The sequence below is a fragment of the Veillonella ratti genome, assembly GCF_003992115.1.
Taxonomy (GTDB): Bacteria; Bacillota; Negativicutes; order Veillonellales; family Veillonellaceae; genus Veillonella_A; species Veillonella_A ratti.
Genome location: NZ_RQUX01000002.1, coordinates 73,871 through 98,056 on the forward strand (window position 1 = coordinate 73,871; position 24,186 = coordinate 98,056).

Genomic DNA, 24,186 nt, shown 5'->3' on the forward strand with positions numbered 1-24,186 from the left:
CCCACCTTCGGCATCGCCACAGAGCATGCCATGATTAATCCATGACTAAGGAGGTTTCCCATGAATACAACGGATATCATAAACCACGATAAACAAGACTATTTTCCCGTCTTTGCCCGGTACGACATCGTCCTCGACCACGGCGACGGCGCTTATTTATACGATACTAACGGTAAAGCCTATTTAGATTATCTCGCCGGCATCGCCGTTAACGTAGTAGGTCATAACTATCCGCCATTAGTTGATGCTATCGCTACGCAAGCCGCTAAAATGATTCACTGCTCCAATTTATACTACACGGAAGTACAAGCCGAAGCAGCGGCAAAACTCAAAGCCTTAAGCGGTATGGATAAAGTCTTCTTTGCCAACTCCGGGGCGGAAGCTAACGAAGGAGCTATTAAATTAGCTCGTAAATACGCCACCGCCAAAGACCCGGAAAAAGTACAAATCATCACCGCCTTACACAGTTTTCACGGTCGTACTTTGGCTACCTTAACCGCCACCGGCCAAGAAAAATATCATCAAGGCTTTGGCCCCTTGCCGGGTGGTTTTGACTACGTTCCCTTCGGCGACATCGACGCTATCAAGGCAAAAATTAACGACAAAACCTGTGCAATCATGCTGGAAGCCATTCAAGGTGAAGGGGGCGTCCATGTTCCCGATGCGAACTATCTAAAAGAAGTAAAAGCCCTTTGTAAACAGCATGACGCCTTACTCATTATCGATGAAATCCAAGCCGGTATGGGAAGAACGGGTAAATTCTTCGGCTACGAACACTTCGGTATCCAACCGGACATCGTAACACTCGCCAAAGGCCTGGCCGGCGGGGTGCCTATCGGCGCATTTTTAAGCACCCAAAAATTAGCTAATACCTTCCATGCCGGCGATCACGGCTCTACCTTCGGCGGTAATCCCTTAGCTTGTGCCGCCGCCAATGCTGTACTCACCGCCATTAAGGCTGAAAACTTAATGGCTAATGCAGCTACTATCGGCGATTACTTAATCGCACAACTAAAAACCTTGCAACAATCTTTTCCGACGCTCATTACCGAAGTGCGCGGCAAAGGTCTCATAGTTGGCATGGAGCTCACTAAACCGGGCCGCGATATTGTTAACGACTGTCTTGCCAAAGGTCTCATCATCAATTGCACCGCCGGCAATGTCTTGCGCTTTGTGCCGCCACTAATTATTACTAAAGACGACGTTAACACCTTAATTACTATTCTAAAAGAAGTATTACCGGCTTACGCAAACTAGCCGTTCGCACTATATGAAAGGAGCCTATTATGAAAAAAGGTGACGATTTTATTTCCATCCACGACCTCTCCACAGAAGAAGTTTGGCAGCTGCTCGATTTAGCGGCCGATTTAAAACAAAAACAAAAAGCGGGCATTCCCCATCCCTATTTGCAAGGTAAAACCTTGGGCATGATTTTTGAAAAAGCCTCCACCCGTACCCGTGTTTCCTTTGAAACCGGCATTTACCAACTGGGCGGTCAGGGACTTTTCTTATCCGGTCGCGATTTACAAATCGGCCGTGGCGAACCCATCAAAGATACAGCCCGCGTTCTCTCTCGCTATGTGGATGGCATCATGATTCGTACCTTTGCTCATGATACGGTACTCGAACTGGCCGAATATGCCAGTGTGCCGGTCATCAATGCCCTTACCGACTTACTCCATCCATGCCAAGCCATGGCCGATATGATGACGGCCATCGAATACAAAGGAAAAGATTTAAAAGGTAAAAAACTCACCTTTATCGGTGACGGTAACAATATGGCCCACTCCCTCATGTTCGCCTGTGCCAAATTAGGTCTCAACTTTGCCTTTGCCGGACCTAAAGGGTATGAACCGAATCCGGACATTATTGCCAAAGCCGAAGCGGATGCCAAACAATCAGGTGGATCCATTGAAATCTTAAACGATCCAATGGCTGCGGCTAAAAACGCCGATATTTTCTACACCGACGTCTATGCCAGCATGGGCCAGGAAGCGGAATACGAAGAACGGCTACAGATTTTCAAAGGCTTCCAAGTTAACAGTCAATTGCTCAGCGTGGCCAATACCAATCCGATTGTGATGCACTGCTTGCCGGCTCACCGGGAAGAAGAAATTACCGACGAAGTATTTGAAGCTCAGGCTAATGTTATTTTTGACGAAGCAGAAAATCGTTTGCACATGCAAAAAGCCATCATGGCTACGATTATGTAAGATCGCATATTGTAAACCCTATCAAAAGTGTAGGTTGATAAAATAAGCCTCCCCTAGTATACTTAGAACAGGTATAGTAGAGGAGGTTTTTCAAATGAAAACACGTTTATTATTTCGCGCCGCTTTAATGATTGCCCTATTGACAGTGGGTGCGCGTATCCAGATTCCATTGCCTTATTTCGATTATTACACGTTGCAGTTTACCTTCGTACTCTTAGCTGCGGTAATTTTGCCGCCTCGCTACGCTTGGGGCTCCGTTGCCACCTACGTACTCATGGGCCTTATCGGCATCCCTATCTTCGCCGGTGGCGGTGGTCTCGGTTACATTGTACGCCCAAGCTTCGGTTACCTCATTGGCTTCATCATTACAGCCGGTGTGTTGGCTGAATTGAAACAACGTTATAAAATTCACACGCTCAAGTGCTACTTTACACTGAATACTATCGGCATTGTCATCACCTATATCTTTGGCTTATCCTACAAAATCGCCATTCTAGCCTGGTATTTGAACCAGAGTGTACCATTGAGCGATATCTTCTGGGTAGCCTTTGCCTTCGACATTCCGGCCGACTTCATTATGATTGTCATTCTTTCGGCAGCGGAAGTGCCTATCGTAAATGCATTGCAATCCTTAAATCAGCGTGCCACGGCACATTAATTACTTCAGCCCCCAAGTCAAGCTGGTCATGCTTAAGCTGCCCCATACATAATCATGGGTATGAATGGCAACCGGTGGCAAGGTAAGCTCTTTTACATCGCCTTCACCTACTACAGCACCAAGGCAGTAGTAGAACGGCGCCAAGTGATCTGGTGATTCAGCGGCTACACGAGCCCCTTCAAGGGCTTCCCATTTTAAGGCACCAACTAAATCGTTTTCCTTTTCAGGATTTATCTTAGCAAGTATGGCTTCCTCGAACGCTTCCGCTTCGGGGAAGCCTTTATTGCCCATATTCGGATTGATTAAACGCAAATTATGAACAATGTCACCACTGCCTAAAATCAAGACACCTTCATCGCGCAAAACGGATAACGCCTGTCCCATAGCAAACCATTCACGAGCATCAGCCTTATAGTTAACGGATAACTGCACTACCGGAATCTTTGCATCAGGATACATTTTCAAAAGCGGTGCATACGCACCATGATCATAACCGCGGTCTTCTTTGACTGCCACCTGAGCCCCCAAACGTTCCTGAACACGTTCGATTAACGCTTTAGAAGTTTCGGCTGGATACTGCAATTGATAAATCGGATCAGGGAAACCATACATGTCATAAATCATAGCCGGTTTTTCATCCACTTGTACAAAACTGCCGGCCGTATACCAATGTGCCGAAATCATCAAAATAGCTTTTGGACGCGGTGTAAGCTTAGCCAGTGCTTCCCATTCCTTTGTCCAAGGATTATCTTCAATTAAATTCATAGGTGAACCGTGGCCGATAAACAGTACCGGCATTTTAGACGTATTAATTGTTTCACTCATAGTAGAACTCCCTTTCTTACTACATTCACTTTCATCGTATGACTTCATTATAAGATGTAATATAAAATATTACAAGTATTTTTTGAAAATTTTCACTTTTGCCAAACATATAAAAAGCCGGCACAGCAGACTATACTGACTGTACCGGCTTTTACATTATGTCGCTGATTACGACCCAAAACCTTATTTCGTATTAAAATTTATACTTCTCCATCCAATAACGGCAACCAAGCGCCATAGCCTTCTTTGGCCATATCTTCAGCCTTAATAAAACGCAAGGACTTACTGTTAATACAATAACGAAGACCACCCAAATCTTCTTTGCCATCTGTGAAAACATGGCCTAAATGGGAATCGCCATGGGCACTGCGCACTTCTACACGAGGACGACCCGGAATCGAAAGATCTTCTTTATATACTACCGAATTTGCCGTAATAGGCCGCGAGAATGCCGGCCAACCGCAACCGGAATTAAATTTAGCTGCGGATATAAAAAGCGGTTCCCCTGTTACAATATCCACATAAATGCCTTTTTCAAAAAAGTCATCATATTCACCGGTAAACGGATGTTCCGTCGCACTTTCCTGGGTAATGGCGTACGCATCATCACCGATACGAGCTCTTAAGGCGTCCTTATCTTCCTTCACATAAGCCGGCAAATCCACCAATGGTTCGGCCGCTTTATATAAAGCCACATGGCAATAGCCGTTCGGATTTTTATCTAAATAATCCTGATGATAGAGCTCCGCATCAAAGAATTGTTCCAGCGGCAATACTTCTACGGCAAATTTACCGTCCGGATCAACGGCCTTAAAAAGGCGTTCAACACGGGCTTTATCCGCTTCATCGGTATAATAGACGCCCGTACGGTACTGAGTGCCTACATCGCCGCCTTGCTTATTCACAGAATAAGGATCGATAATTCTGAGCAAATGAAGTAGAATTTCTTCCAAGGAAATAATGTGGCGATCATACTCGAGGCGCACCGTTTCCGCATGACCCGTATCATTATGACATACCTCTTCATACGTCGGGTTTTCCGTTTTACCGTTCGCATAACCTACGGCAGTCCCCAAAATGCCGGCTACACGTTTAAAATACGCTTCTACACCCCAGAAGCAGCCACCTGCCACATAGATTGTTCGTTTATCTGCATAAACACTTTGAATAGCCATAAATTGACCTCACTTTCTCTTTTAACTCTCTTTTATCTCTCATTTCATCTCATATAATGCTCTGATTAACATCATATTACATCATATTGATAACACTATACCATTAAATCGAAAATATTGAAAGTCTAAATGTATATTAGAAGGCATCAGCCGCTTTAACACGGCGTTGATACACTTGGTACGCCACGAACATCAAGAGCACGCCGGTTACTAAGAATACATACTGAATCCCAAAAAATGTGGTTACACCACTCGCAAATAGCGGTCCCACCATGCAACCGAACTGGTTGGCCGTCGTGGCCATACCGAATACACGACCGCGAAATGCCGGTTCTGTATAATGAGCTAACGCCGCACTCAACAACGGGTTGACCCCTACGATGAAACAGCCTACCAAAATCTGCAAGCTGCCGAACCAAGTAATGCCAAACGGCATACTTTGTAAAAACAAGAATATACCGGTACCGCAAAGGGCATAAAATACGGCTTTAAAATAGCCCTTACGCTGCCCGAAAGCGGCCCAAATATTGGTTGTTACCGCACCGGCCAAACCGCCGACACTCAAGATTGTACCGGCCAAGAGAGCGGCCCCTTCCATCGTACCTTGCAGCTGTCCTACATAGAGCGCCAAAATAGGCTGCAGCATTAAGATAGCGGCCTGCATAATGAAATACAACCATAATAAATCCGTCAATACTTTACGGTCTTTAACAAAATTCCAATCTTCTCGGAACGAAGTCGTTTCAACTGGCTGCGCATCGCCCATATGCGGTTCTTTTACAAAGAAGAATACCACTGCACTGGCCACGAATAAAACGCCACCGGCAATGAAAAATACAGGCCTCATGCCCACAACCGCTTCAATCAAACCGCCAAGAAGCGGCCCGATAACGTTACCTACGATTAAACCGGTCTGAAAAATCCCCAGCGCCGTACCGGTTTTTTCTTTCGGCACACTGAGGGATACCATGGTCATCGCCGCCGGCATAAAGCCGTTGGCAAAGCCCATCAAAGCTCGTGTCGCAAATAATTGCCACGCATCTTGTACAAAACCCGTTAAAATATAGGAAATACCGATTAAAATACCGGCACGAATGGCCATGAGCTTCTTACCCTTCGTATCCGCCATGCGCCCCCAAATCGGAGCCATGACGCCGGCTACAAAAAACGTAATGGAAAAGACAACGCCGGACCAAATAGCCACGCTATCGTGGCCCACACCTAATTCTAACAAATATACCGGCAAAAACGGTATCAACATCGTGTAACATATGGATAAACCCGTCATACAGCCGGTTAACAGCCATACATTGCGCATTCCGCCTCTCGCATCTGCCATATGATTCCTTCTTTCTTCAAAATTTGCCCTTCGGCAATTCATTTCACAATTTTAAGGCAACATTTGTTGTCACATACTTATAATTTGATTCAAACAAAGCAAAGCTCCTTGATCATACTCAAGGAGCTCACACTAAATAGCTACAATTATACTTTTTGTTCCCGTCCGGTTAGCTGCGCAATCAATTTGTACAACAGTTTATACATGGTAGTGAATTCTTCATCCGTCAGGTTTACCACCTGCGCCATCGCCTTCGGCACATGGGCTACCCGCTGTTGCAATTCGCGGCCTTCATCCGTAATGGAAATAATGACGGTTCGTTCATCTTCTTTGGAGCGCGTCCGTGTTAAAAAGCCTTTAGTTTCCATTTTACGCAGTAAGGGCGTAAGCGTTCCCGAATCGAGATATAAATACTCGCCCAAGGACTTTACATTCAAATGGCTGTGTTCCCACAAAACCATCATCACAATATATTGCGTATATGTTAAATTTAAAGGTTCCAATAACGGCTGATAAGCTCTTACAATCTCCTTCGCACAGGCGTACAAGGGAAAACACAACTGATTCTTTAGAGCCAGTTCCTCTATATTTGTATCTATCAAGGTTTTTCTCCTTATCTCAATTAATTAGTTCACAATATAATTCTATACAATGCGACTACCCCTGTCAAGGTGAGTGCCTCGGCTCAAGAGAGTAACCTGCTCATCTTCCAAACGTTTAGTGCCACGCCCCCATGCATCCGGCTGTGTCAAAAAGAAAAACACCTTTTAGCATCAGCCCGCACTTTTACCATAAAAAGTAAATGCAGATTGTACCACTCAAAGGTGTTCTATAACTTCAAACGTTCTTTTGGTATACTGTATCGCTATTTACTTTTTACTACAGTACCGTCCGTTACAATTGTCTTCAATTAGGCCGGTGTACTCTTACCGGTTACGTCAGCGGAAGTATCGTCAGTGGCTGTCTCATCAGCAGTTTTGCCTTCCGCCGAGTGAGCCTCTTCATCATCTTCGGAATCATCAGATACATCAAACTTTTTGTCCAACACATCCTGCAATGTTAATTTTTCCATATATTCTTTGAATTGAGCCTGCATATGTTCCCATAAAGGCAAGGTCATGCAAGTTTTGCTGCGTGGGCACTGGTTTACTTCATCTTCCAAGCAAGCTACGAGAGCAATAGAATCTTCCGCAGCGCGCAAAATATCATATACCGTGTAATCTTTCGGCTCCATCGACAAGCGATAACCGCCGTATTTGCCACGTACACTCTTTACATAACCGGCCGCACTCAAGCGTGCTACAATGCCTTCTAAATATTTATCGGAAATACGCTGACGTTCCGCAATTTCGCGGATAGACACGTTCTTCTTAGTACCATGTTCTGCAAGGTCAACTAATACGCGCAAAGCATAACGACCCTTAGTTGAAATTTTCATAGTTCATATACCTCTTTCACAGTAGGAATTACTAAATTCATTATATCACAAGATTTATCCCCTATCAAAGAGGGGAATTAAAATTCCTCGCCACATTTCTTTGATTTACTTCCTACTTTTTTGAATTACCTTGCTAATTATCGCTATTTATCTTGCTAATTACGTCTATTTACTTTGTGAATTTTCTCTATTTACCTCTCTACTTTTCTGATTTACCATGATACAATAGGGGTGAATTTATAATTCTAAAACATATAGGAGGTCACATATGTTAGAAAAACTGTTTGCGCTCAGCGAGCGTAAGACAACGGTGAAAGGTGAAATTATCGCCGGCTTAACCACCTTTATCACCATGGCGTATATTCTTTTCTTGGCGCCGAACCTACTCAGCATCGCCGGCATGGATAAAGACGCAGTCCTCATCGCCACAGCCTTAGGCGGCGGTATCGTAACGATTGCCATGGGGCTCCTCGTTAACTATCCAATCTGCTTGGCACCGGGCGTAGGCCTACTCGCCTTTTATACCTTTACCGTCGTACTCGGTATGGGCGTCGCTTGGCAAACCGCATTGGGGGCCGTATTTATTTCCGGTATTGTTTTCCTCATTTTGACCCTCACTACGGTGCGTCAACACATTGTTGAAGGCATTCCGGCGTCTATGAAAATTGCCATTACCGTCGGTATCGGTCTTTTCATCACCATTATCGGTTTGAAATTATCCGGTCTCATGGCCATTACCTTATCCTTGTCGCCGGACAGCTTGGCCCAAGTGATTGCCACCAAAGGCCATTCCACACCGGGTTCTTCGGAAACCATCCTCACCTTAGGTAACCTCATGGATCCACAAGTAGCGTTGGCCCTCTTCGGTCTCGTTTTCACAGCCCTCTTGATGGCCCGCAACGTACAAGGCTCCTTCATTATCGGCGCCGTTGTTACCAGTATCTTAGCGTATGCAACCGGTAATGCCCAGTTACCTGAAAACTTCTCCATTATCGCTGTGCCTGATTTCAGCAAAGCCGCTTTCTTCCAATTAGATATCGGCAGCGCCATGAGTATGGGCCTCGTAACCATTATCTTCTCGTTCACCTTCGTTGAATTATTCGACTCCATGGGTACCTTAATCGGGACAGCCACTAAAGCAGGCATCGCTAATCCTAAAGAAGGTAAATTCCCGGGACTTGGCAAAGCCATGACCGTCGATGCCGTCGGCGTAAGCTTCGGTGCTCTCTTAGGGGCCAGCACCATTACCGCTTTCGTAGAAAGTGCGGCCGGTGTCGGTGCCGGTGGTCGTACCGGTCTAACCGCCGTTACTTGCGGTATCTTGTTCCTCTTGGCATTGCTCTTTGCGCCATTAATCACCCTCGTGCCTAACTGTGCGACAGCGCCAATCTTAATCTTAGTTGGTGCCTTGATGATGGAACCGATTCGCGACATCGATTTCTCCGATTGGACAGAAGCCTTCCCGGCTTTCATGGTAATCGCTTTGATGCCGTTCACTTACAGCATCGCTAACGGCGTATCCGCCGGTCTTATCATGTACCCACTTCTTAAAATCGTTGCCGGCCGTACCAAAGAAGTTCACTGGATTATGTATCCGTTGGCCATCATCGTATTGATTCGTTACATTTGGTATTAATACGAGGATTATTGTGAAAAATCTGAAAAGATTTCACTTTAAGCCCTGAGCCCAAAAACTTAAATAAAGAAAAAAGACTTATCTCCGCTGTTTGCAATAATGCTTAATCACTAAGTTGCTTACAGCTTCGAGATAAGTCTTTTTTATTAGAGCAAATATCGTTAAATTCAAATGCTTACTTCAGGGTGGACAAAAAGTGTGGGTAAAAGTAATGATAAAACCAGATACTTACTGCACTAATTGAATATTAAAATTAACTTTCATTTATTCCTCTATCATCGTTACCTCTGAATACTTAATATCTTTAAATCCAACTATCAAAGTCAGCACAAAACTCAGCCCAAAGGCAATCCCTAAAGCTGTCAAATACCACATAAAAGATGGTCCCATGAATACCGGTAACGTAGTAACCGCCGGAATGGCAAAGGAAGGGGCACTTACTTTGAAAAAGCCTGCCAAGGCACCGCCTAAACCACCGGCCACACAGGCACAAACCATAGGTCGTTTCAAACGCAAAGTAACCCCGAATACAGCCGGTTCCGTAACCCCGAGCAAAGCAATAAGCCCCGCGGAAAAGGCTTCCGTCTTAAATACCTTATTTTTACTGCGCACCGCTACCGCCAGGGCAGCGCCCGCCTGAGCGAACATGGCCGTACCGAATAAAGGCATTAAGGTATCAAAACCGTATACGGCCACATTGTTAATAGCAATCGGGAAAAAGCCCCATTGGAGCCCCAACATGCCGATAAACGGTTGCACCGTGCCCACAATAAGGCCGGCTATCAACGGACTGAGGCCGTAAACTAATTCATAACCGCCGCCCAATAAAGCACCAAGCCAGGTACCGATAGGTCCTAAAATAACTAAGGTAAACGGTGTCATCACGATAATACAAAGGGGTGGCGTAAATAACCCGCGCACCGCTTCAGGGAAAATCTTTTTACCCAACTTTTCTACATATTGCAAACAATATACGGCCAATAAAATTGGAATCACCGACGAGGGATACATAACCTGCCCCATGGGCCAGCCAAATAAATCAGGACCTTGCCAACCACCGGCACCACCTACATGACCGAACATCGTTGCCACGGCACTACCATCGCCGGATTGTCCCATAGTCGCCGCCAAGCTTTGCACCAATGCTTCTACCGACTCCATACCGCCCGCTCCGGGTGCTTTCATGAGCTGTGTCACATCCGGATACACCAACACACACGCCAGTAACATGGCCGTAAAGGGATCTGTATTAAACCGCTTCGCCGCCGTGTAAGCAAGAAAAACCGGTATAAAGTAGAAGAACGCATCGCTCATAGCGTTCAAGATTACATACGTACTCGAACCTTCCGGTACCAAGTGATTTACAGTGAGAAGAATGAAGATACCTTTTAAAATACCAGTCGATACCAGTAAGGCAATAATCGGTAAAAACAGGGCTGATAGTAGATCTATCGCCCCGTCGGCAAAGCTTTTAAGTCGCATATATAGTGAAGTCGTGGCAGACATGAAATACTCCTTTAGATTGAATCTTTAAATATATTTATTGATTATGTATATCAATTTAAACCAATATAAGTATAACAAAAGAGAGCCCTCTCGACAATTTCGAGGGGGCTCTAAGGTCTACCTATTATTTTCTAAATACGAACAAATATTCATGGGCAATCAATAAGAAATTATATTTTACACTATTTGTTTTCCAATACCCCGTCGCCCTACAATTATGTTGCTCTTTAATGATTAATTCTTTTAAAGTAAAGCCGGCGTCTTGGAATATTTTCATAACGTCAAACGACATAGGCTGCATACAGCCTTTTTGTCGCGTATCTCCCATGAGGATTGCACAAAACTTATCTTTCTTTAAAACGCGGTAACATTCATTGACAACCGGTTTCATTGCTTCTAAAAAGTCTTTAATTTTAAGTTGTGATAAATCTTCCGGAATACCATCACTATACTTAATAATATTAGCGTATGGAGGATGCGTACAAATCAAATCAATACTTTCATCCGCAACAAAATCAAGATTTCTGGCATCGCCTTTACGCACCACAACTGTACCATCAGCGCCATCATGTTCAAAATCTATTTTTTCTTCACAACGTGCTAACGCTACATCATTACAATCAACCCCAATAATATTACGATTTAATAACTTAGCTTCAACTAAAGTTGTGCCCCCACCGGCAAATTGATCCAATACTAAATCACCGGGTTGAGAGTATCTTAACAAAATATTTCTCGGAATATATGGTGACCAATTGCCACGCCACTTCGCATCATGGGTAGCCCAATCCCCCCTTTTTGGAAAAGACCAATGAGTTGTCATCTCCAATTCAAAATCTTCAGGTTCCCATTTTTTAATTTTCTTTACAGCCATAACTTACAAATACACTTCCTCATTTTATAACTTTTGAAATAATATCATTTTCCAAATCTTTTATATTATAAATATGGTCCATTATGTCAAAAGTTTCTTCTAAATTATGTCTGGCACTGTTCCAGCCTTTACCATCAGTAAACCAAACAAAAGAAAATCCATCAATCGTATTCAACTCCATCGCCAATGTCTTATAGCTACGAGCTGTTTCATTCAACTTACTACCACCACCGGCATAGAAATTAGTTTCAATACCATATACCATAGCCTCGGTCTTTATAACAAAATCAAATCGTTTTTCACTGCGCCCTCTATCAGAAATCGCAGATAAATCAATTCCCCAATTTCGAGTGATATCACGAATATACATTTCCTTGAAGTAGCTTACATTACGCTCAAAACCAGCTTTTTTAATATATGATTCTACTAAATCCTCCATCAAATGACCACCACGATTTTTACGTCCGTTTGAGTCTAAGCCGGTTTCTACGCCGGTTGCATAATCAATGAGATTACTGATAATATGATTAGCCATTAAATCAAACAAGCCTGTTTTTCTCATGAACATTTTATACGCATCAGCTGAGTAGTTCATCTTTTTAAAATTGAATAAAAACTCCCCATCATCATCTATTGCATAGATTTCGTTTGCTCTAACAGCCAATAGAAGTGGGATGCATTTGAGAACTTCCGGGTATTTAGCTACTAGACCTTCAAACTCAGACTCGATATTTTTTGAGCCAATTAGAGAGTTTAAAATATTTAGTTCAATCCTAATTTTATCAATATTACCATATATTTTTTCAAAATTTATGTAGTACTGATAATTAGCAATACTGTCCTTAAATTCTGCTAGCCAATTAATAAAATCACGTTTCATGATACTATCCTCCCTATACACTATTCCTAATACAATAAATACCTAAAAATAAATTAACAGCAAATAGCTATTAATGAATGCCCCTAAATTTAATTTTGCTTTCAAAATTATTAATTACTAATCAACAATTCGGTAATCTTACCACGTTTTGAGCCCTTGCTATTTATAGCTCGGTTAGCAAAAATTCTTTCGATTTTAAATCCACTATAGATTTCGTCAAAAAACTCATCGTCCGGATTCGTATTTTTGGGATCAGAATTACTTAATAACACACGAACTCCCTTACCATCTAAATGATGTGCGAATTCCGCTAACTCTCGTTGTGAATCATCATTAAATTCATATTCGCTGTATGACGTAAAATTAGCTGTTTCCGAGAGAGGGCGATACGGCGGATCAATATAGACAAAAGTCTGCTTATCTGCAAAATCATCTACAGCTTTATAAGTATCACAAACAATGTGCACTTTAGCTAAAGCTTTAGCAACCTCGACAAGGTTTTCTGCATCACAAATTAATGGTCGCTTATACGCCCCCATAGGTACGTTATAAAAACCATTGCGATTAACCCGATATAAGCCATTAAAGCAGGTACGATTCAGGAAAATAAAGAGCGAAGCCAACTCAATATGTTTATCCGTCAAAGGAGCTGTATTAATATTTTCCAGAAATTTTAAACTTAGCAGCTCATTATATCTATCCCTATTTTTATAAAAAAGCACTTTTCTGCCCTCTTGTTCCATAGGCCAAAACTTTTCTTGATAAGCTTCTAATTGTGCTATAACATCACCAACATTCTGCTGAATGCTTTTATATGTATTTATTAAACTTTTATTTACATCACTGATATAAACATCATCTAAATCATATTTACTCAATATATCAAATAAAACAGCACCGCCGCCAATAAAAGGTTCCGCATATTTATTTATATTTTTATCTTCAAATGGATAATACGCCTCTATGTAAGGGAGCAACTGATTTTTGCCGCCAGCCCATTTTAAAAAAGGTTTCATCGTTCCAATTGCCTCCTTATGTATCACAAATTAAATCTACTAAAATACTGCAACGTCTATTGCGTTTTGATCTTTATTATATAAGTTTAACTACGATAAGTAAATTAAAATACACCAATAGTCAAGAATCCACTATTGGTGCGAGTCAACTACTATTAAAGTAAAACGACTCTAGATAAAACTAAAGCAAAAAGAGGCAAGGAATAAATCCTCACCTCTTATTACAGCACAACTAATTATTTAGCCCAAACTTTTAGTTTTTCAACGACCTCAATATCTGCCGGTAGCCAATCAACACTATCTAACGCATCAATTGTTAACCACTTAGCCGCCTCATGTTCCAACAAAGTAATTTTAGAGTCCACTAGCTCACAAATATAGCAATGCATCGTAAGATGGAATGTATCGTACTGATATTTCACCGTACACAGAAAGTTTTGAATTTCAATATCGACAGCTAATTCCTCTTTAATCTCACGTTTCAACGCTTCCTTAGGCTCTTCACCGGGCTCTATTTTACCACCGGGAAATTCCCAACCATCTTTAAATTCACCGTATCCACGTTGAGTCGCCAAAAACGTATCATCATGTCGGATAATTGCTGCGACTACTTCAATTTGCTTCATTTTATCTCCTATTCTACGTCTATATCCACAGTTGTAATATAGTCATAAATATCTTCACGCACTGGTTGGTCCAAAATATAATGAATTTCAACCGCATTCACAAGCTTATTACTTTGGACCTTAGCTTTTCCTTTTTCAGCCTTTACCGTATTATTAGTTGGTCTCTTAATCGCCTTAGTTTCTCCATTTGATTGCATTGTTCCCAAGTAATAAAACTCTTTAGACTGTTTAGACTTCTTAGACTTCTTAGATTTTTTAGACTTGTTATCATCCTTATTTTTACGCACAAATAGAGCAATTATAATATTATCTTCATTTTTATTTGCTAAACGGATAACCTCTTGCGATGATTCAGTCCGATTTACTCTAGAAAGACCTATTAAATGGCTTCGATGTACAAAGCGGTCCTCATACGCAAGGCTATGAGATATATTTTCTTTTACATAATTTATAAACACCGGCATCGTATTAGTAAGTACATTGTATACATATCCACCCATATTTTTTTCAACAATCTTCTCTGGCCATTCTAGTAAGCGGCACACATCTTCATAGGTATATTTAGCATATAACTGGAACGGTCTTTTTTTGAATAGTTTTCCATACTTTTTTTTGTAATTATGAATGCCATACTCGATATGTTTTTCAATAACATTGGCAAATTCCTCTTTATCCATTGCCTTTGCAAATATCGGCGATTTCTCTATTACGCCATTATTTTCAATAATAAACGGATGGTCTTTATAAAGCTTAACCGCAAAACCAGTATAAAAGTCGCCGGATAACACATTGAATACACTATCATGCAAAGACTTGGAATTCTCTAAATTATACATTGTCTCAAGTTTATTTACAAAATCGCTCCATTTAATAGCATCACTATTAACAATTGTTTCCAAGAGCAATAACTCATGAATACGCTTACCCGGCATATATTTCTGAGATAAAATTTTTATAAACGCCTCTTCATCAGCATTAAAAGCAACTGTATACTCAGGCTCATATTTTTTTAAAAATTCATGATATGACCCAGAATAATTAATGATCATGAACACATCTATAGCACCAAATTTATCAAAATCTTCAAGCGCCGGAATTTTTCCCAATTTATTTTTTAATTTAATATATTCATCTTTTAAAAATTTGACTGCATTAAGTTTAGCCTTATCAATAGCCTTATAAATTCGGTCCTTCGTAACTGCATCAAAGTGAATAGTAGAGCAACCCGGAATCTCACTCGTTCCCTCGCTTACATAACGGCGCATATTGTCTTTATTATAAGTACGGTCGCCAGACAACGCTACCGGAATCATAAAGTTATTATTGTAGTTGCCGATAAAATCTAGCACTACCACATATTCTTTATTGTTCGCCTTACGCAAACCACGACCTAATTGTTGCACAAATATAATCGGCGACTCCGTTGGACGAAGCATTATAACTTGATTAATATCAGGAATATCAACACCTTCGTTAAAAATATCAACCGTCAAAATATAATCTAGTCGTTCAGATTCAGGCACAGTGTCATCGCAAAGACGTTTAATAGCATCTTCTCGTTCTTGCTGCGTATTAGCCCCAGACAAAGCCAATGTACGCCAACCTTTTTTATTAAATGCCTCTGATAATTTCTCAGCCTCTTTTACAGTTGAGCAAAATATGAGGCCTTTAATTCTGTCGCCACTATGGCCATAATATTTAGCATAGTCCATTACGTATTCTACACGATCGTTGCTTACGAGTCGACTAAAGTCTTGAATCTTTACACTTTCATCATCAATTTTTAAATCAGCAATGCCAAAATAATGGAACGGGCATAAAAGTCTATCTTCTAATGCATGTTGCAAACGTATTTCATAAGCAATATTATAATCAAATAACTCATAAACATTAAAGTTATCCGACCGTTCGGGCGTAGCAGTCATCCCTAAATACAAAAAGTTAGGCTTAAAATAGTTCATAACCTTCTGATACGTCGCCCCACCAGTTCTATGTGCTTCATCAAAGATTACCACATCAAAGGCCTTTTTTGAAAAACTGTTTAATGTTGTATCCTTTGATATAGTTTGAATCGTCGCAAAAATAAAGTCACAATTCTTTACAGTTGCATTATTTGAGTTGCCCGATAAAATCCCCATATTACGATTATTACCAAAGACCTTCTTATACGTATCCATGGCTTGCTTTAAGATTTGTTCGCGATGGACAATAAATAGAATCCGTTTAGGTCGTAATCGTTGTATACCAAATGCCGAGGCGTAGGTTTTACCCGTACCGGTAGCCGAAATCAACAATGCTTTTTTCTTGTCCGCCTTGAATAAATTATACAATGAATCCATAAATGCTACCTGCATTGTATTTGGTTTTAACGTTGCTCCCTGTGCTATTAAAGCATTTTGTATAGCAGTCTGTTGTTTCTGAAATTGTAATTGCTTTTTCTTAGCCTCATATATCTTGGTATAGTCATCAATACAGTCCTTATACCATTGACTGGCCGGACTATTCCACATCTCATCAAATTCACCAACTATCGTTTGTGCGTATGCACCTTCAGTTGTAGTAACAACCTTCGTATTCCACTCTTTGTTAACGGATAAAGCATACTGTGTTAAATTAGCACTGCCAATAATAATATGGTACACTTCTTCATCCGAGAAAATATATCCCTTAGTATGAAATCCTTCAGCACCATCACTTTGAGTGCGATAAATTTTCAAGTCAATATTAGATAGCTGTGCAATCTTTGCCAACGCCTTTGGCTCAGTAAAACATAAATAATCTGATGTTAAAATTTGTCCCTTAATACCTTTTTGTTCTAGATCTTTTAAAGTACCAAGCAAGCCTTCAATACCACTATCAGTAATAAAAGCCACGCTAAACTTAAAGCTGTCACAACGATATAACTCACGTTGCAATGTAGCTATTACCTTCGACTTCTCTGTCGGATTATTAAGTACCAATTGAGGTTGGTACATAATATCCGACACTTCATGCTTACTAATAAAAGCTGTTTCAATCCCCTTACGAATCCGTTCAATTTGCTCTTCAAACATGATTTAGCTCCTAAAAAAACTCCCTCTAAGTTGACCAATAGATCAAGTTTAATAAGACATTGACACATCAGTAACTTCAGCACATTAACTACTGAAAGAATATCCAATTAAAGTTGAAAACTATTATACCTGTTGAGATTATTGTAGCAGCTTTTAAATCAAATTCATACAAATTATTTCCTACAAACGCAGAATAGCCCCTGCTCAACCGAGCAAGGGCTATTCTCCGGTAAACATTTATTTTTACCGCACTTCAATTCACTCTAATCAAAAGAGCACCTTCAATCCACTCCACACAAGGTTTCCACTGCTAAACGCCTCGCATGAAGACATTTACTACTTAAAACCTCTTACATCTTTTCAAACTGAGATTTTGGCACGCCGCAAGTAGGGCATTCCCAATCATCAGGCAAATCGGCAAATGCTACGCCTTCAGCTGCTTCATCATACACATAACCACAAACTGTGCAAACATATTTGTCTTTCATACGTCATTCCTCCTTAGGAATCAAACAACAGCCACTTGGCTTATATTCTTCAGCAACTTACAACTCACCCATGATTTCTTTAGCAATCACATAACCTTGGGTGTAGTTGTGGCCCAAGTTAAGACCGAATACATCCAACGGATAATCCGTACTGCCATAGAAATGACCGGCTAAATTGCCTGCCGCGTAAAGACCTTCAATCGGTTTATCGTCATCGTCAACGACTTGCAGCCGTTCGTTAACTACCATGCCGGAGCAAGAAACGGTAAAGCGAATATGACGATGAATACCGTAAAACGGTGGTTTGAGCACCGGGCAGAGATTTTCTTTCGCCACGCCGAATTCCACGTCGCGTCCGTCCGCCGCCATTTCATTATAACGTTTAACGGATGCCAAGAATGTCGGCACGTCTTTTATCTTTAATTTTGCAGCCAATTCTTCTAAGGTATCAGCCTTAAAGGTAGCAATGAGCCCCGGTACAACGCCGGTGTGTTCCACATCTTCTTCCGGCATCCATTTTTTAATGGACTCGAAATCTTCGTAGCCAAGCCCCAGTCGTTTGGCCTGTTCAATATAATCACTGTCAAAAATCTGGCAATAATGACCTTCGTCTTCCTTGCTCGTCAAGTAGCAGTTCATAAGATCCATGCCCAATGCTTCGTCGCAGAAGCGCTTACCGTTCATTTTAACACGCATATACGGCGAATCCATCATCGACGCCGGGCCCGCATCCATATCATGGGCCATCTTAGTATGTCCCACATTTTCCATGCGACCGCCTACCCAGGCAATCATCTTGTGACCGTCACCGTCATAACCGAAGCGTTTGCGTTTCAAATTATCCATATCCGGCATGTAATAATGCATCATTTCAGCATTATTTGCATAGTCACCGGTGGCAAGGACAACGCCCTTCGAGCCGTTCAATTGAATATAGCCGTCCGGCGATTTAGCGATAACGCCGATAACACGACCGGTTTCATCCTGTACGAGCTGTTCACCCGGCGTACCGTAGTAAATATCGATGCCCCGTTCTTCGGCCAGTTTACAAAGAGCCTTCATGCCCTGCCCCGTGTTATACGGTTTCGGTCCAAACACACAAGTAGTAAACTCAATCTTGAAGCCATGTTTTTTCAAAAGTGCCGTATGTACCGGTGTGCCCATGTCTTTTACTTGAGCACCGGCGAGTTTTGCCTGTTCAATCACCCAGCTTACTGCTTCCCCGGAATGGTTGGCCCACATTTCAATGAGGCCCCGTTTCGCCCGGTGATCGGCTGACGCCTCTAAGAGCGTCACCAAACGAGCTACATCATAGGGATCGCTCTTATCCAATAAGACCCCGGCTCCGAAGTTACCGCCCGCCATAGCGGATTTTAACTTCTGTACAATGGCAACTTTAGCGCCCAATTCAGCCGCCTTCAACGCACAAGGCACGCCCGGCGAGCCGGCGCCCACTACGACGATATCATACTGCTTGACATCCTTAATATCCGTAATCGGGTCCGGCTTTTTAAAGAAAGCTAACTGTTCGTTCATAAACATTACCTCTTTTCCACCTGAAAAAAATGTAATACTAAAACAAACGTCATTCAAGCTACTACGTTTACCTCTATTGTACGCCTTATATCTACAAATATCAACTTGAAAAGGACTTCAACTATTTTACAACACAAGTCTCCCTATTAAAACGTATGCCGTCTCACCTTGTGCCTTTATTCCACAGTATCGTAAGCAAGACCGGAATTCCAAATAATCGGCGGTTCCCAAATTTCAAGGGCCCGGTCTTGAATCTTCGTCGACATAATCATAGCTTTAGCCAGCACATCCGTAGGCATCGGCTTTTTATCTTCAAAAAGGCCTTTATCATTAAAAAAGTTCAGTAAGCCCACACTGACAGTCTCGGTCCATCGATCCGTGTGTTTACGCTCCAAAGCCGGTGGTCTGAGAATCGTTGTTTTTGCAAAATGAAGTCCCTTCACAGCCTCTTCCAACTCGCCTTTCATACGAGTATAGAAAAAGTGCGAATTCGGTGACGCCATTACCGTAGATAGCAACACATAATGTGGCACTTCATTCTTTTTAGCGGCTTTAGCAAACTCCATCTGATAATAAAAGTCCACCAACCACTGCTGTTCCTGACTGCCCGCATCCTTACGAGTCGTGCCGAGACACGCAAATAACACATCGCCGGTTACAGACTTTGCCCATAATTCCGGATTATCAAAATCTATAATATGGGTAATCAACTTTTCGTGGATAATTTCCGGATTACGCCGTACAAAAATCTCAACGGAATCAAACATCGGATTGGCCAATACCAACTCCAATAAATCGCGCCCCGTAGCCCCGGTCGCGCCCACTATAATTGCCTTCATAAAACCTCCCACATAGCTTCAAACTGAAGCTATCTTATATCAACTTCATGTATCATTTTACCGATTTTTGATATATATAATCATTTCATATATCAATTTATATCGATATTATGCTATAATAATTATAACGTATTTATGTTCAATAGTACATTTTATTAATCATTGAAATTTTGAATAAACGAAAGAAAAAAGGAGGATTCACAATGTTTCCGGACAAATTTTTTGAAGTATTAAAACACGAAGGTGTTGTTTCCATTACGACTTGGAGTGATAATGAAGCTCATGTAACCAACACGTGGAATTCCTATTTAAAGATTAAAGACGATACAATCTTAATTCCTGCAGCCGGCATGACTTCTACCGAAGCGGACATTAAAAAGAACGACCGCGTTATTGTAACCATGGGCGCTCGTGAAGTAGAAGGCTTCAACGGCTACCAAGGCACCGGCTTCCGTGTAGAGGGTACGGCAAGCTTCATCGGTGAAGGTCCTATTTACGATGAAATGTATGCGGACTTTCCATTCTTAAAACGCGTATTAGTTGTAAAAGCCGAATCGGCTAAACAGTTATTATAATCTGTTTTAAAACGCTATATACATAACTAAATACTATATCCGGTAGAACCGGTAAGCCCACTTCGGTGGGCTTTTTTTCATACAAAAAATATTGACACTTCTAATAAATTCGATGTATCATATATTAGTCCATAAATGGACTGTTAGATTTTCAGACTAACCATAATTTTACAATTAGAAGCTCAAATAGAAGATATATCTGTTTTATATAAATATACTTTTAGTCGATGGAGTGTTTAATGAAACCAACTATAAACGATCAAATTGCAATGTACTGCAATCTGTTAAACGAGTGGTATGTGGCTTATGAGGCCTATGCGAAATCCATGGGCTTATCAAATACGGCACTCGATATTTTGACAACAATTTATGAAAACCCAAATTTCACGCAAAAAGAAATTGCCGATAGCTGTCTTTTGCCAAAGCAAACGGTAAATGCCGTTGTGACTGCTTTTTTAAAAGACGGTTGGGTAACGCTTGAAGAGTTGCCGACGGATCGTCGCAATAAAACTGTCAACTTAACTGCTGAAGGTATGACGAAGGCCCAAGAAATCATGGACAAGATTCATAATTGCGAAGTAACGGCTATGAGTCAACTAAGTGAAAGCGAACGGGAAACCTTGCTAAAACTTACCAAACGATATATTCAAAATTGCAGTAAGGCTATGAGCGTTGAGTAATAGTACCATTTTACAAGCTTACGGCCATATAATTCGACCGATACAACGCATTGGAAAAGAGAGGAGTTCTTATAATGATGTGGTTAATACTATTTGGCAGCCTGTTCCTGTTGGGTGGCGCCAGTTTATTATTTCTTATATATAGCGTAGGCCGCTTGCCGTTTATCGAAATGCTGGCTAACGGCAGCAAACTAATGACCTGGCTCATCAGCGCCCTCATTATTATCGCGCCTACAGCCTTAATCTGGATGTCATATACCGTTACTAATGCCATAATTGTGCTACTTCACCTGACAGTCTTCTGGGGACTTGCCGAAATTCTGCGCATCTTGGCCATGAAATTTGATATCGTCACCGTCTCCCGTTCGATGAGTGCGGCCGCAGGTATTCTGATTACTGTTTTATACCTCGGACTCGGTTGGTATCAGGCTCACCATGTAGCCCAAACCGATTACACCGTTATGACCGATAAAAAAGTGGGCAATCTGCGCATCGCTCTCATCGGGGACTCTCACTTAGGATCCACCTTCGACGCCGACGGTTTTGCCAAACATTTAAAAACGATTGAAAAAGCAAAACCGGATTTGCTCGTCATTGCCGGTGACTTTGTAGACGAGCGCACCACTAAGGCGGAAATGATTAAGGCCACGCAAGCGCTCCAAGATGTTAACACGCAGTACGGCGTATATTATGTATTCGGCAACCACGATAAAGCCCTTTACAGACCGGATTCACGTGATTTCACGGGCAACGATTTAGTAGCCGAGCTTGAAAAAAACGGTGTCATCGTACTTCAAGATGAAAGCATCTTGTTAGATGACCGTTTCTATATCGTAGGCCGTCAGGATGCGTCCGAAGAATTCGATTTTGGTCGCTCCCGTGCAGCTATCGCCGATTTAATGGCTCCGCTCGATCACAGCAAATATATCATCGTGCTCGACCATCAACCGCGCGATTACGCGGCTGAAGCCAAAGCCGGTGCCGACCTCGTATTGTCCGGCCACACCCACGGCGGTCAGATGATTCCACTCAAGCAATTAATCAATTGGTTTAGTATCGGGCAAAACGACCGTATTTATGGCTTGGAACAACGTGACAACACCAACTTTGTCGTAACCTCCGGCATTTCCGACTGGGCCATCCAGTTTAAAACCGGCACCAAATCCGAGTTTGTCATCGTGGATGTAAAAGAGCCGTAAGCTATCAAGCATACACGTTAATGTAAATTAAACATAGAATTGAACGTCGAATTTAATATTGATTAATAAAAATGACTGCAACGAAAATGCTAATTAACATATTCGTTGCAGTCGTTAATTTTGGGAATATTTGAAGCCGTATCACGTAGTTTTGAGGTGACAATATGCAATGGCAATGTGATATTTTAGTTGACTTCAAAATTCATAGAGCTTAATTTTTCAACCTTTTACTTCAACATTCTTGACGTTTTGTCAAAAATCCGCTAAAATAACTAAATAGTCATGCCGGCATAGCTCAGTTGGTAGAGCGGCTCATTCGTAATGAGTAGGTCGTAGGTTCAAGTCCTATTGTCGGCTCCATTATTTTTAAAATTTAGAGGAATATTTCAAATTGCTGATAAATACAGTAATCATAAGCATTTGTGATTCTGTTCAGTGATTTGAAATATTTCTCTTTTTTTCTTATTCACAGGAAGCACTCCCATTTTTTCGCCCATTATTTTTGCCCATTAGAGTATTAAGCTCTAGTGGGCAAAATAACACTATGATTCAAACTTACGTTTTCTATAATTTTCCTTAACATCGCCCACAGAAAGCCAGCCATTGATTTCAAATAAGCCCTCTTCCATCTCGATTAATTTCATCAGTCGTTTTTTCTGTATTTCTTTATATTCTTCTGATTCTATCTGCTTCATAATCTAACCTTCTAATTAACGGACGCCATATATTCCTTACACAAACAATCGCAAGGAAGCATATGGCGTCTTTTCTATTCGTATTCTATTTGATACTTTCCTTTTCACAAAACTACTTTATAATTCTTACCAGCCTCGGCCGGCACCACCGCCACCGCCGGATCCGCCGCCAAAACCACCGCCGCGACCGCTGCCGCCGCCGAAGCCCCCACGACCTCCTCCGCCGCCACCGCCGCGGAAGATAAACATGGTAAGCAGCATCCGGGTAAGTTCCCCGCCAAAGAAAATGGCATCAACCATGAGGAACAAAATAATCCCTCCGCCGATGAGCAACACCTGCCACCATGACAGTTCAATGGTATTGTCAGGTTGTGCCTGTTGATTCACATTTTGGCTTTGTTTACTAATATCCGGATCTACGATTTGAGCCGTTTGCCAGACCGTTCTTACAATGCCCGGTCCAAATTGCCCCTGACGAAAACTCGGGATGGCATAGGTGTCCAATAGTTGCCCGATTTTAGCATCGTTTAAGACCCCTTCCAAACCGCAACCTACGGTGAGAAAGATTTTCTTATCTTCCATCGCCACGGCTAGCACGAATCCATCATCTTTGCCGCTGTGTCCGACGCCCCAACCACGCAATACGTTTAGCGCGTAATCAGCGGGAGCCACATCACCGAATGAAGGCACTACGACAACGGCCAGTTGCCCTTTACCAGAACGATCAAGCATGGTGCCGATGGCATTAATAGTTTGTACTTCTTTGCTCGACAGTACGTTTACCTGGTCGACCACATATTGACCGGCCGGTGGTTTAGCCGGAATATCTGCTGCGTGAACCGCCAGTGCTTGTAAGGCGATGATGGCGGTAAGCAGCAACATCACGACAACTTTCCAAAGGCTGTTTTTACGCATTATCCAAGCCATCAAGCCCT

General features: G+C 41.9%; 23 protein-coding genes and 1 tRNA gene. 8 read left to right on the forward strand and 16 right to left on the reverse strand.

Translation table 11 applies throughout. From position 1 onward, the window contains the following. Positions 1 to 60 precede the first annotated feature (60 nt). The 3 genes from EO124_RS01265 to EO124_RS01275 all read left to right on the forward strand — a co-directional run bounded on the left by EO124_RS01265 (position 61) and on the right by EO124_RS01275 (position 2,871). Positions 61 to 1,257, forward strand: a complete 1,197-nt coding sequence (locus EO124_RS01265; RefSeq protein WP_127057994.1) for an acetylornithine transaminase — start codon at positions 61 to 63, stop codon at positions 1,255 to 1,257. Positions 1,258 to 1,286: 29 nt separating this feature from the next. After that, on the forward strand, positions 1,287 to 2,213 hold the full coding sequence (gene argF / locus EO124_RS01270; protein ID WP_127057995.1) for an ornithine carbamoyltransferase: 927 nt from the start codon (positions 1,287 to 1,289) through the stop codon (positions 2,211 to 2,213). A gap of 94 nt (positions 2,214 to 2,307) precedes the next feature. Beyond that, positions 2,308 to 2,871 (forward strand): biotin transporter BioY, encoded by a 564-nt coding sequence (locus EO124_RS01275; protein ID WP_127057996.1) that lies wholly within the window; start codon positions 2,308 to 2,310, stop codon positions 2,869 to 2,871. Here EO124_RS01275 and ygiD read toward each other — a convergent pair whose 3' ends face one another. From ygiD to EO124_RS01300, 5 genes are all read right to left on the reverse strand, one after another. Continuing rightward, on the reverse strand, positions 2,872 to 3,696 hold the full coding sequence (ygiD, locus tag EO124_RS01280) for a 4,5-DOPA-extradiol-dioxygenase (protein ID WP_164726526.1): 825 nt from the start codon (positions 3,694 to 3,696) through the stop codon (positions 2,872 to 2,874). 200 nt (positions 3,697 to 3,896) lie between these two features. Further along, positions 3,897 to 4,871 (reverse strand): peptide-methionine (S)-S-oxide reductase MsrA, encoded by a 975-nt coding sequence (gene msrA / locus EO124_RS01285; RefSeq protein WP_127057998.1) that lies wholly within the window; start codon positions 4,869 to 4,871, stop codon positions 3,897 to 3,899. Positions 4,872 to 5,007: 136 nt separating this feature from the next. Next, positions 5,008 to 6,210 carry an MFS transporter gene (locus EO124_RS01290; RefSeq protein WP_127057999.1) on the reverse strand — a complete coding sequence of 401 codons (1,203 nt, stop codon included), beginning with the start codon at positions 6,208 to 6,210 and terminating at the stop codon, positions 5,008 to 5,010. Between the two features lie 146 nt (positions 6,211 to 6,356). Beyond that, entirely contained in the window at positions 6,357 to 6,812 is a 456-nt protein-coding gene (locus EO124_RS01295) for a MarR family winged helix-turn-helix transcriptional regulator (protein ID WP_021840366.1), read from the reverse strand. Positions 6,813 to 7,120: 308 nt separating this feature from the next. Next, entirely contained in the window at positions 7,121 to 7,648 is a 528-nt protein-coding gene (locus tag EO124_RS01300) for an RrF2 family transcriptional regulator (RefSeq protein ID WP_021840365.1), read from the reverse strand. A 268-nt stretch (positions 7,649 to 7,916) separates the two neighbouring features. On the opposite strand from EO124_RS01300, the gene EO124_RS01305 reads away from it, so the two are divergent. Next, complete coding sequence (locus tag EO124_RS01305) at positions 7,917 to 9,284, forward strand: NCS2 family permease (protein ID WP_127058000.1); 1,368 nt, start codon at positions 7,917 to 7,919, stop codon at positions 9,282 to 9,284. Positions 9,285 to 9,548: 264 nt separating this feature from the next. On the opposite strand, the gene EO124_RS01310 is transcribed toward EO124_RS01305, so the two are convergent. From EO124_RS01310 to EO124_RS01350, 9 genes are all read right to left on the reverse strand, one after another. Then, positions 9,549 to 10,766: a PTS transporter subunit EIIC gene (locus tag EO124_RS01310; RefSeq protein ID WP_164726527.1), complete on the reverse strand. Its 1,218-nt coding sequence runs from the start codon at positions 10,764 to 10,766 to the stop codon at positions 9,549 to 9,551. A gap of 148 nt (positions 10,767 to 10,914) precedes the next feature. Continuing rightward, on the reverse strand, positions 10,915 to 11,664 hold the full coding sequence (locus EO124_RS01315) for a TRM11 family SAM-dependent methyltransferase (protein WP_127058002.1): 750 nt from the start codon (positions 11,662 to 11,664) through the stop codon (positions 10,915 to 10,917). A 19-nt stretch (positions 11,665 to 11,683) separates the two neighbouring features. After that, positions 11,684 to 12,544 carry a type II restriction endonuclease gene (locus tag EO124_RS01320; RefSeq protein ID WP_127058003.1) on the reverse strand — a complete coding sequence of 287 codons (861 nt, stop codon included), beginning with the start codon at positions 12,542 to 12,544 and terminating at the stop codon, positions 11,684 to 11,686. A gap of 110 nt (positions 12,545 to 12,654) precedes the next feature. Then, positions 12,655 to 13,560, reverse strand: a complete 906-nt coding sequence (locus tag EO124_RS01325; protein ID WP_127058004.1) for a DNA adenine methylase — start codon at positions 13,558 to 13,560, stop codon at positions 12,655 to 12,657. Positions 13,561 to 13,796: 236 nt separating this feature from the next. Next, complete coding sequence (locus tag EO124_RS01330; protein WP_127058005.1) at positions 13,797 to 14,186, reverse strand: (deoxy)nucleoside triphosphate pyrophosphohydrolase; 390 nt, start codon at positions 14,184 to 14,186, stop codon at positions 13,797 to 13,799. 8 nt (positions 14,187 to 14,194) lie between these two features. After that, positions 14,195 to 17,239, reverse strand: a complete 3,045-nt coding sequence (locus EO124_RS01335) for a DEAD/DEAH box helicase (protein WP_127058006.1) — start codon at positions 17,237 to 17,239, stop codon at positions 14,195 to 14,197. 350 nt (positions 17,240 to 17,589) lie between these two features. After that, positions 17,590 to 17,727 (reverse strand): rubredoxin, encoded by a 138-nt coding sequence (locus EO124_RS01340; RefSeq protein WP_021840286.1) that lies wholly within the window; start codon positions 17,725 to 17,727, stop codon positions 17,590 to 17,592. A gap of 57 nt (positions 17,728 to 17,784) precedes the next feature. Beyond that, the gene (locus EO124_RS01345; protein WP_127058007.1) at positions 17,785 to 19,263 is read right to left on the reverse strand and encodes an FAD-dependent oxidoreductase; all 1,479 of its coding nucleotides are present in this window, start codon (positions 19,261 to 19,263) and stop codon (positions 17,785 to 17,787) included. A 176-nt stretch (positions 19,264 to 19,439) separates the two neighbouring features. Beyond that, entirely contained in the window at positions 19,440 to 20,102 is a 663-nt protein-coding gene (locus tag EO124_RS01350) for an NAD(P)H-binding protein (RefSeq protein ID WP_127058008.1), read from the reverse strand. A gap of 203 nt (positions 20,103 to 20,305) precedes the next feature. On the opposite strand from EO124_RS01350, the gene EO124_RS01355 reads away from it, so the two are divergent. The 4 genes from EO124_RS01355 to EO124_RS01370 all read left to right on the forward strand — a co-directional run bounded on the left by EO124_RS01355 (position 20,306) and on the right by EO124_RS01370 (position 22,916). Further along, positions 20,306 to 20,677 carry a pyridoxamine 5'-phosphate oxidase family protein gene (locus EO124_RS01355; protein WP_127058009.1) on the forward strand — a complete coding sequence of 124 codons (372 nt, stop codon included), beginning with the start codon at positions 20,306 to 20,308 and terminating at the stop codon, positions 20,675 to 20,677. Between the two features lie 239 nt (positions 20,678 to 20,916). Then, a complete protein-coding gene (locus EO124_RS01360; protein ID WP_164726528.1) occupies positions 20,917 to 21,357 on the forward strand; it encodes a MarR family winged helix-turn-helix transcriptional regulator in 441 nt (146 codons plus the stop codon). 74 nt (positions 21,358 to 21,431) lie between these two features. Beyond that, entirely contained in the window at positions 21,432 to 22,556 is a 1,125-nt protein-coding gene (locus EO124_RS01365; protein ID WP_127058011.1) for a metallophosphoesterase, read from the forward strand. A gap of 284 nt (positions 22,557 to 22,840) precedes the next feature. Beyond that, positions 22,841 to 22,916: transfer RNA gene (locus EO124_RS01370), tRNA-Thr, on the forward strand. 182 nt (positions 22,917 to 23,098) lie between these two features. Here EO124_RS01370 and EO124_RS10155 read toward each other — a convergent pair. Both EO124_RS10155 and EO124_RS01375 read right to left on the reverse strand, forming a co-directional pair. Next, a complete protein-coding gene (locus tag EO124_RS10155) occupies positions 23,099 to 23,251 on the reverse strand; it encodes a hypothetical protein (protein ID WP_164726529.1) in 153 nt (50 codons plus the stop codon). Between the two features lie 126 nt (positions 23,252 to 23,377). After that, positions 23,378 to 24,178 (reverse strand): TPM domain-containing protein, encoded by an 801-nt coding sequence (locus tag EO124_RS01375; protein ID WP_127058012.1) that lies wholly within the window; start codon positions 24,176 to 24,178, stop codon positions 23,378 to 23,380. Positions 24,179 to 24,186: the final 8 nt, after the last annotated feature.

Bases quoted from the DNA above. Each gene is read 5' to 3' on its own strand.
- EO124_RS01265 (WP_127057994.1), top strand. From the start codon at position 61: ATGAATACAACGGATATCATAAACCACGATAAACAAGACTATTTTCCC.
- argF (WP_127057995.1), top strand. From the start codon at position 1,287: ATGAAAAAAGGTGACGATTTTATTTCCATCCACGACCTCTCCACAGAA.
- EO124_RS01275 (WP_127057996.1), top strand. From the start codon at position 2,308: ATGAAAACACGTTTATTATTTCGCGCCGCTTTAATGATTGCCCTATTG.
- ygiD (WP_164726526.1), bottom strand. From the start codon at position 3,696: ATGAGTGAAACAATTAATACGTCTAAAATGCCGGTACTGTTTATCGGC.
- msrA (WP_127057998.1), bottom strand. From the start codon at position 4,871: ATGGCTATTCAAAGTGTTTATGCAGATAAACGAACAATCTATGTGGCA.
- EO124_RS01290 (WP_127057999.1), bottom strand. From the start codon at position 6,210: ATGGCAGATGCGAGAGGCGGAATGCGCAATGTATGGCTGTTAACCGGC.
- EO124_RS01300 (WP_021840365.1), bottom strand. From the start codon at position 7,648: ATGAAAATTTCAACTAAGGGTCGTTATGCTTTGCGCGTATTAGTTGAC.
- EO124_RS01305 (WP_127058000.1), top strand. From the start codon at position 7,917: ATGTTAGAAAAACTGTTTGCGCTCAGCGAGCGTAAGACAACGGTGAAA.
- EO124_RS01310 (WP_164726527.1), bottom strand. From the start codon at position 10,766: ATGCGACTTAAAAGCTTTGCCGACGGGGCGATAGATCTACTATCAGCC.
- EO124_RS01315 (WP_127058002.1), bottom strand. From the start codon at position 11,664: ATGGCTGTAAAGAAAATTAAAAAATGGGAACCTGAAGATTTTGAATTG.
- EO124_RS01320 (WP_127058003.1), bottom strand. From the start codon at position 12,544: ATGAAACGTGATTTTATTAATTGGCTAGCAGAATTTAAGGACAGTATT.
- EO124_RS01325 (WP_127058004.1), bottom strand. From the start codon at position 13,560: ATGAAACCTTTTTTAAAATGGGCTGGCGGCAAAAATCAGTTGCTCCCT.
- EO124_RS01330 (WP_127058005.1), bottom strand. From the start codon at position 14,186: ATGAAGCAAATTGAAGTAGTCGCAGCAATTATCCGACATGATGATACG.
- EO124_RS01335 (WP_127058006.1), bottom strand. From the start codon at position 17,239: ATGTTTGAAGAGCAAATTGAACGGATTCGTAAGGGGATTGAAACAGCT.
- EO124_RS01340 (WP_021840286.1), bottom strand. From the start codon at position 17,727: ATGAAAGACAAATATGTTTGCACAGTTTGTGGTTATGTGTATGATGAA.
- EO124_RS01345 (WP_127058007.1), bottom strand. From the start codon at position 19,263: ATGAACGAACAGTTAGCTTTCTTTAAAAAGCCGGACCCGATTACGGAT.
- EO124_RS01350 (WP_127058008.1), bottom strand. From the start codon at position 20,102: ATGAAGGCAATTATAGTGGGCGCGACCGGGGCTACGGGGCGCGATTTA.
- EO124_RS01355 (WP_127058009.1), top strand. From the start codon at position 20,306: ATGTTTCCGGACAAATTTTTTGAAGTATTAAAACACGAAGGTGTTGTT.
- EO124_RS01360 (WP_164726528.1), top strand. From the start codon at position 20,917: ATGAAACCAACTATAAACGATCAAATTGCAATGTACTGCAATCTGTTA.
- EO124_RS01365 (WP_127058011.1), top strand. From the start codon at position 21,432: ATGATGTGGTTAATACTATTTGGCAGCCTGTTCCTGTTGGGTGGCGCC.
- EO124_RS10155 (WP_164726529.1), bottom strand. From the start codon at position 23,251: ATGAAGCAGATAGAATCAGAAGAATATAAAGAAATACAGAAAAAACGA.
- EO124_RS01375 (WP_127058012.1), bottom strand. From the start codon at position 24,178: ATGGCTTGGATAATGCGTAAAAACAGCCTTTGGAAAGTTGTCGTGATG.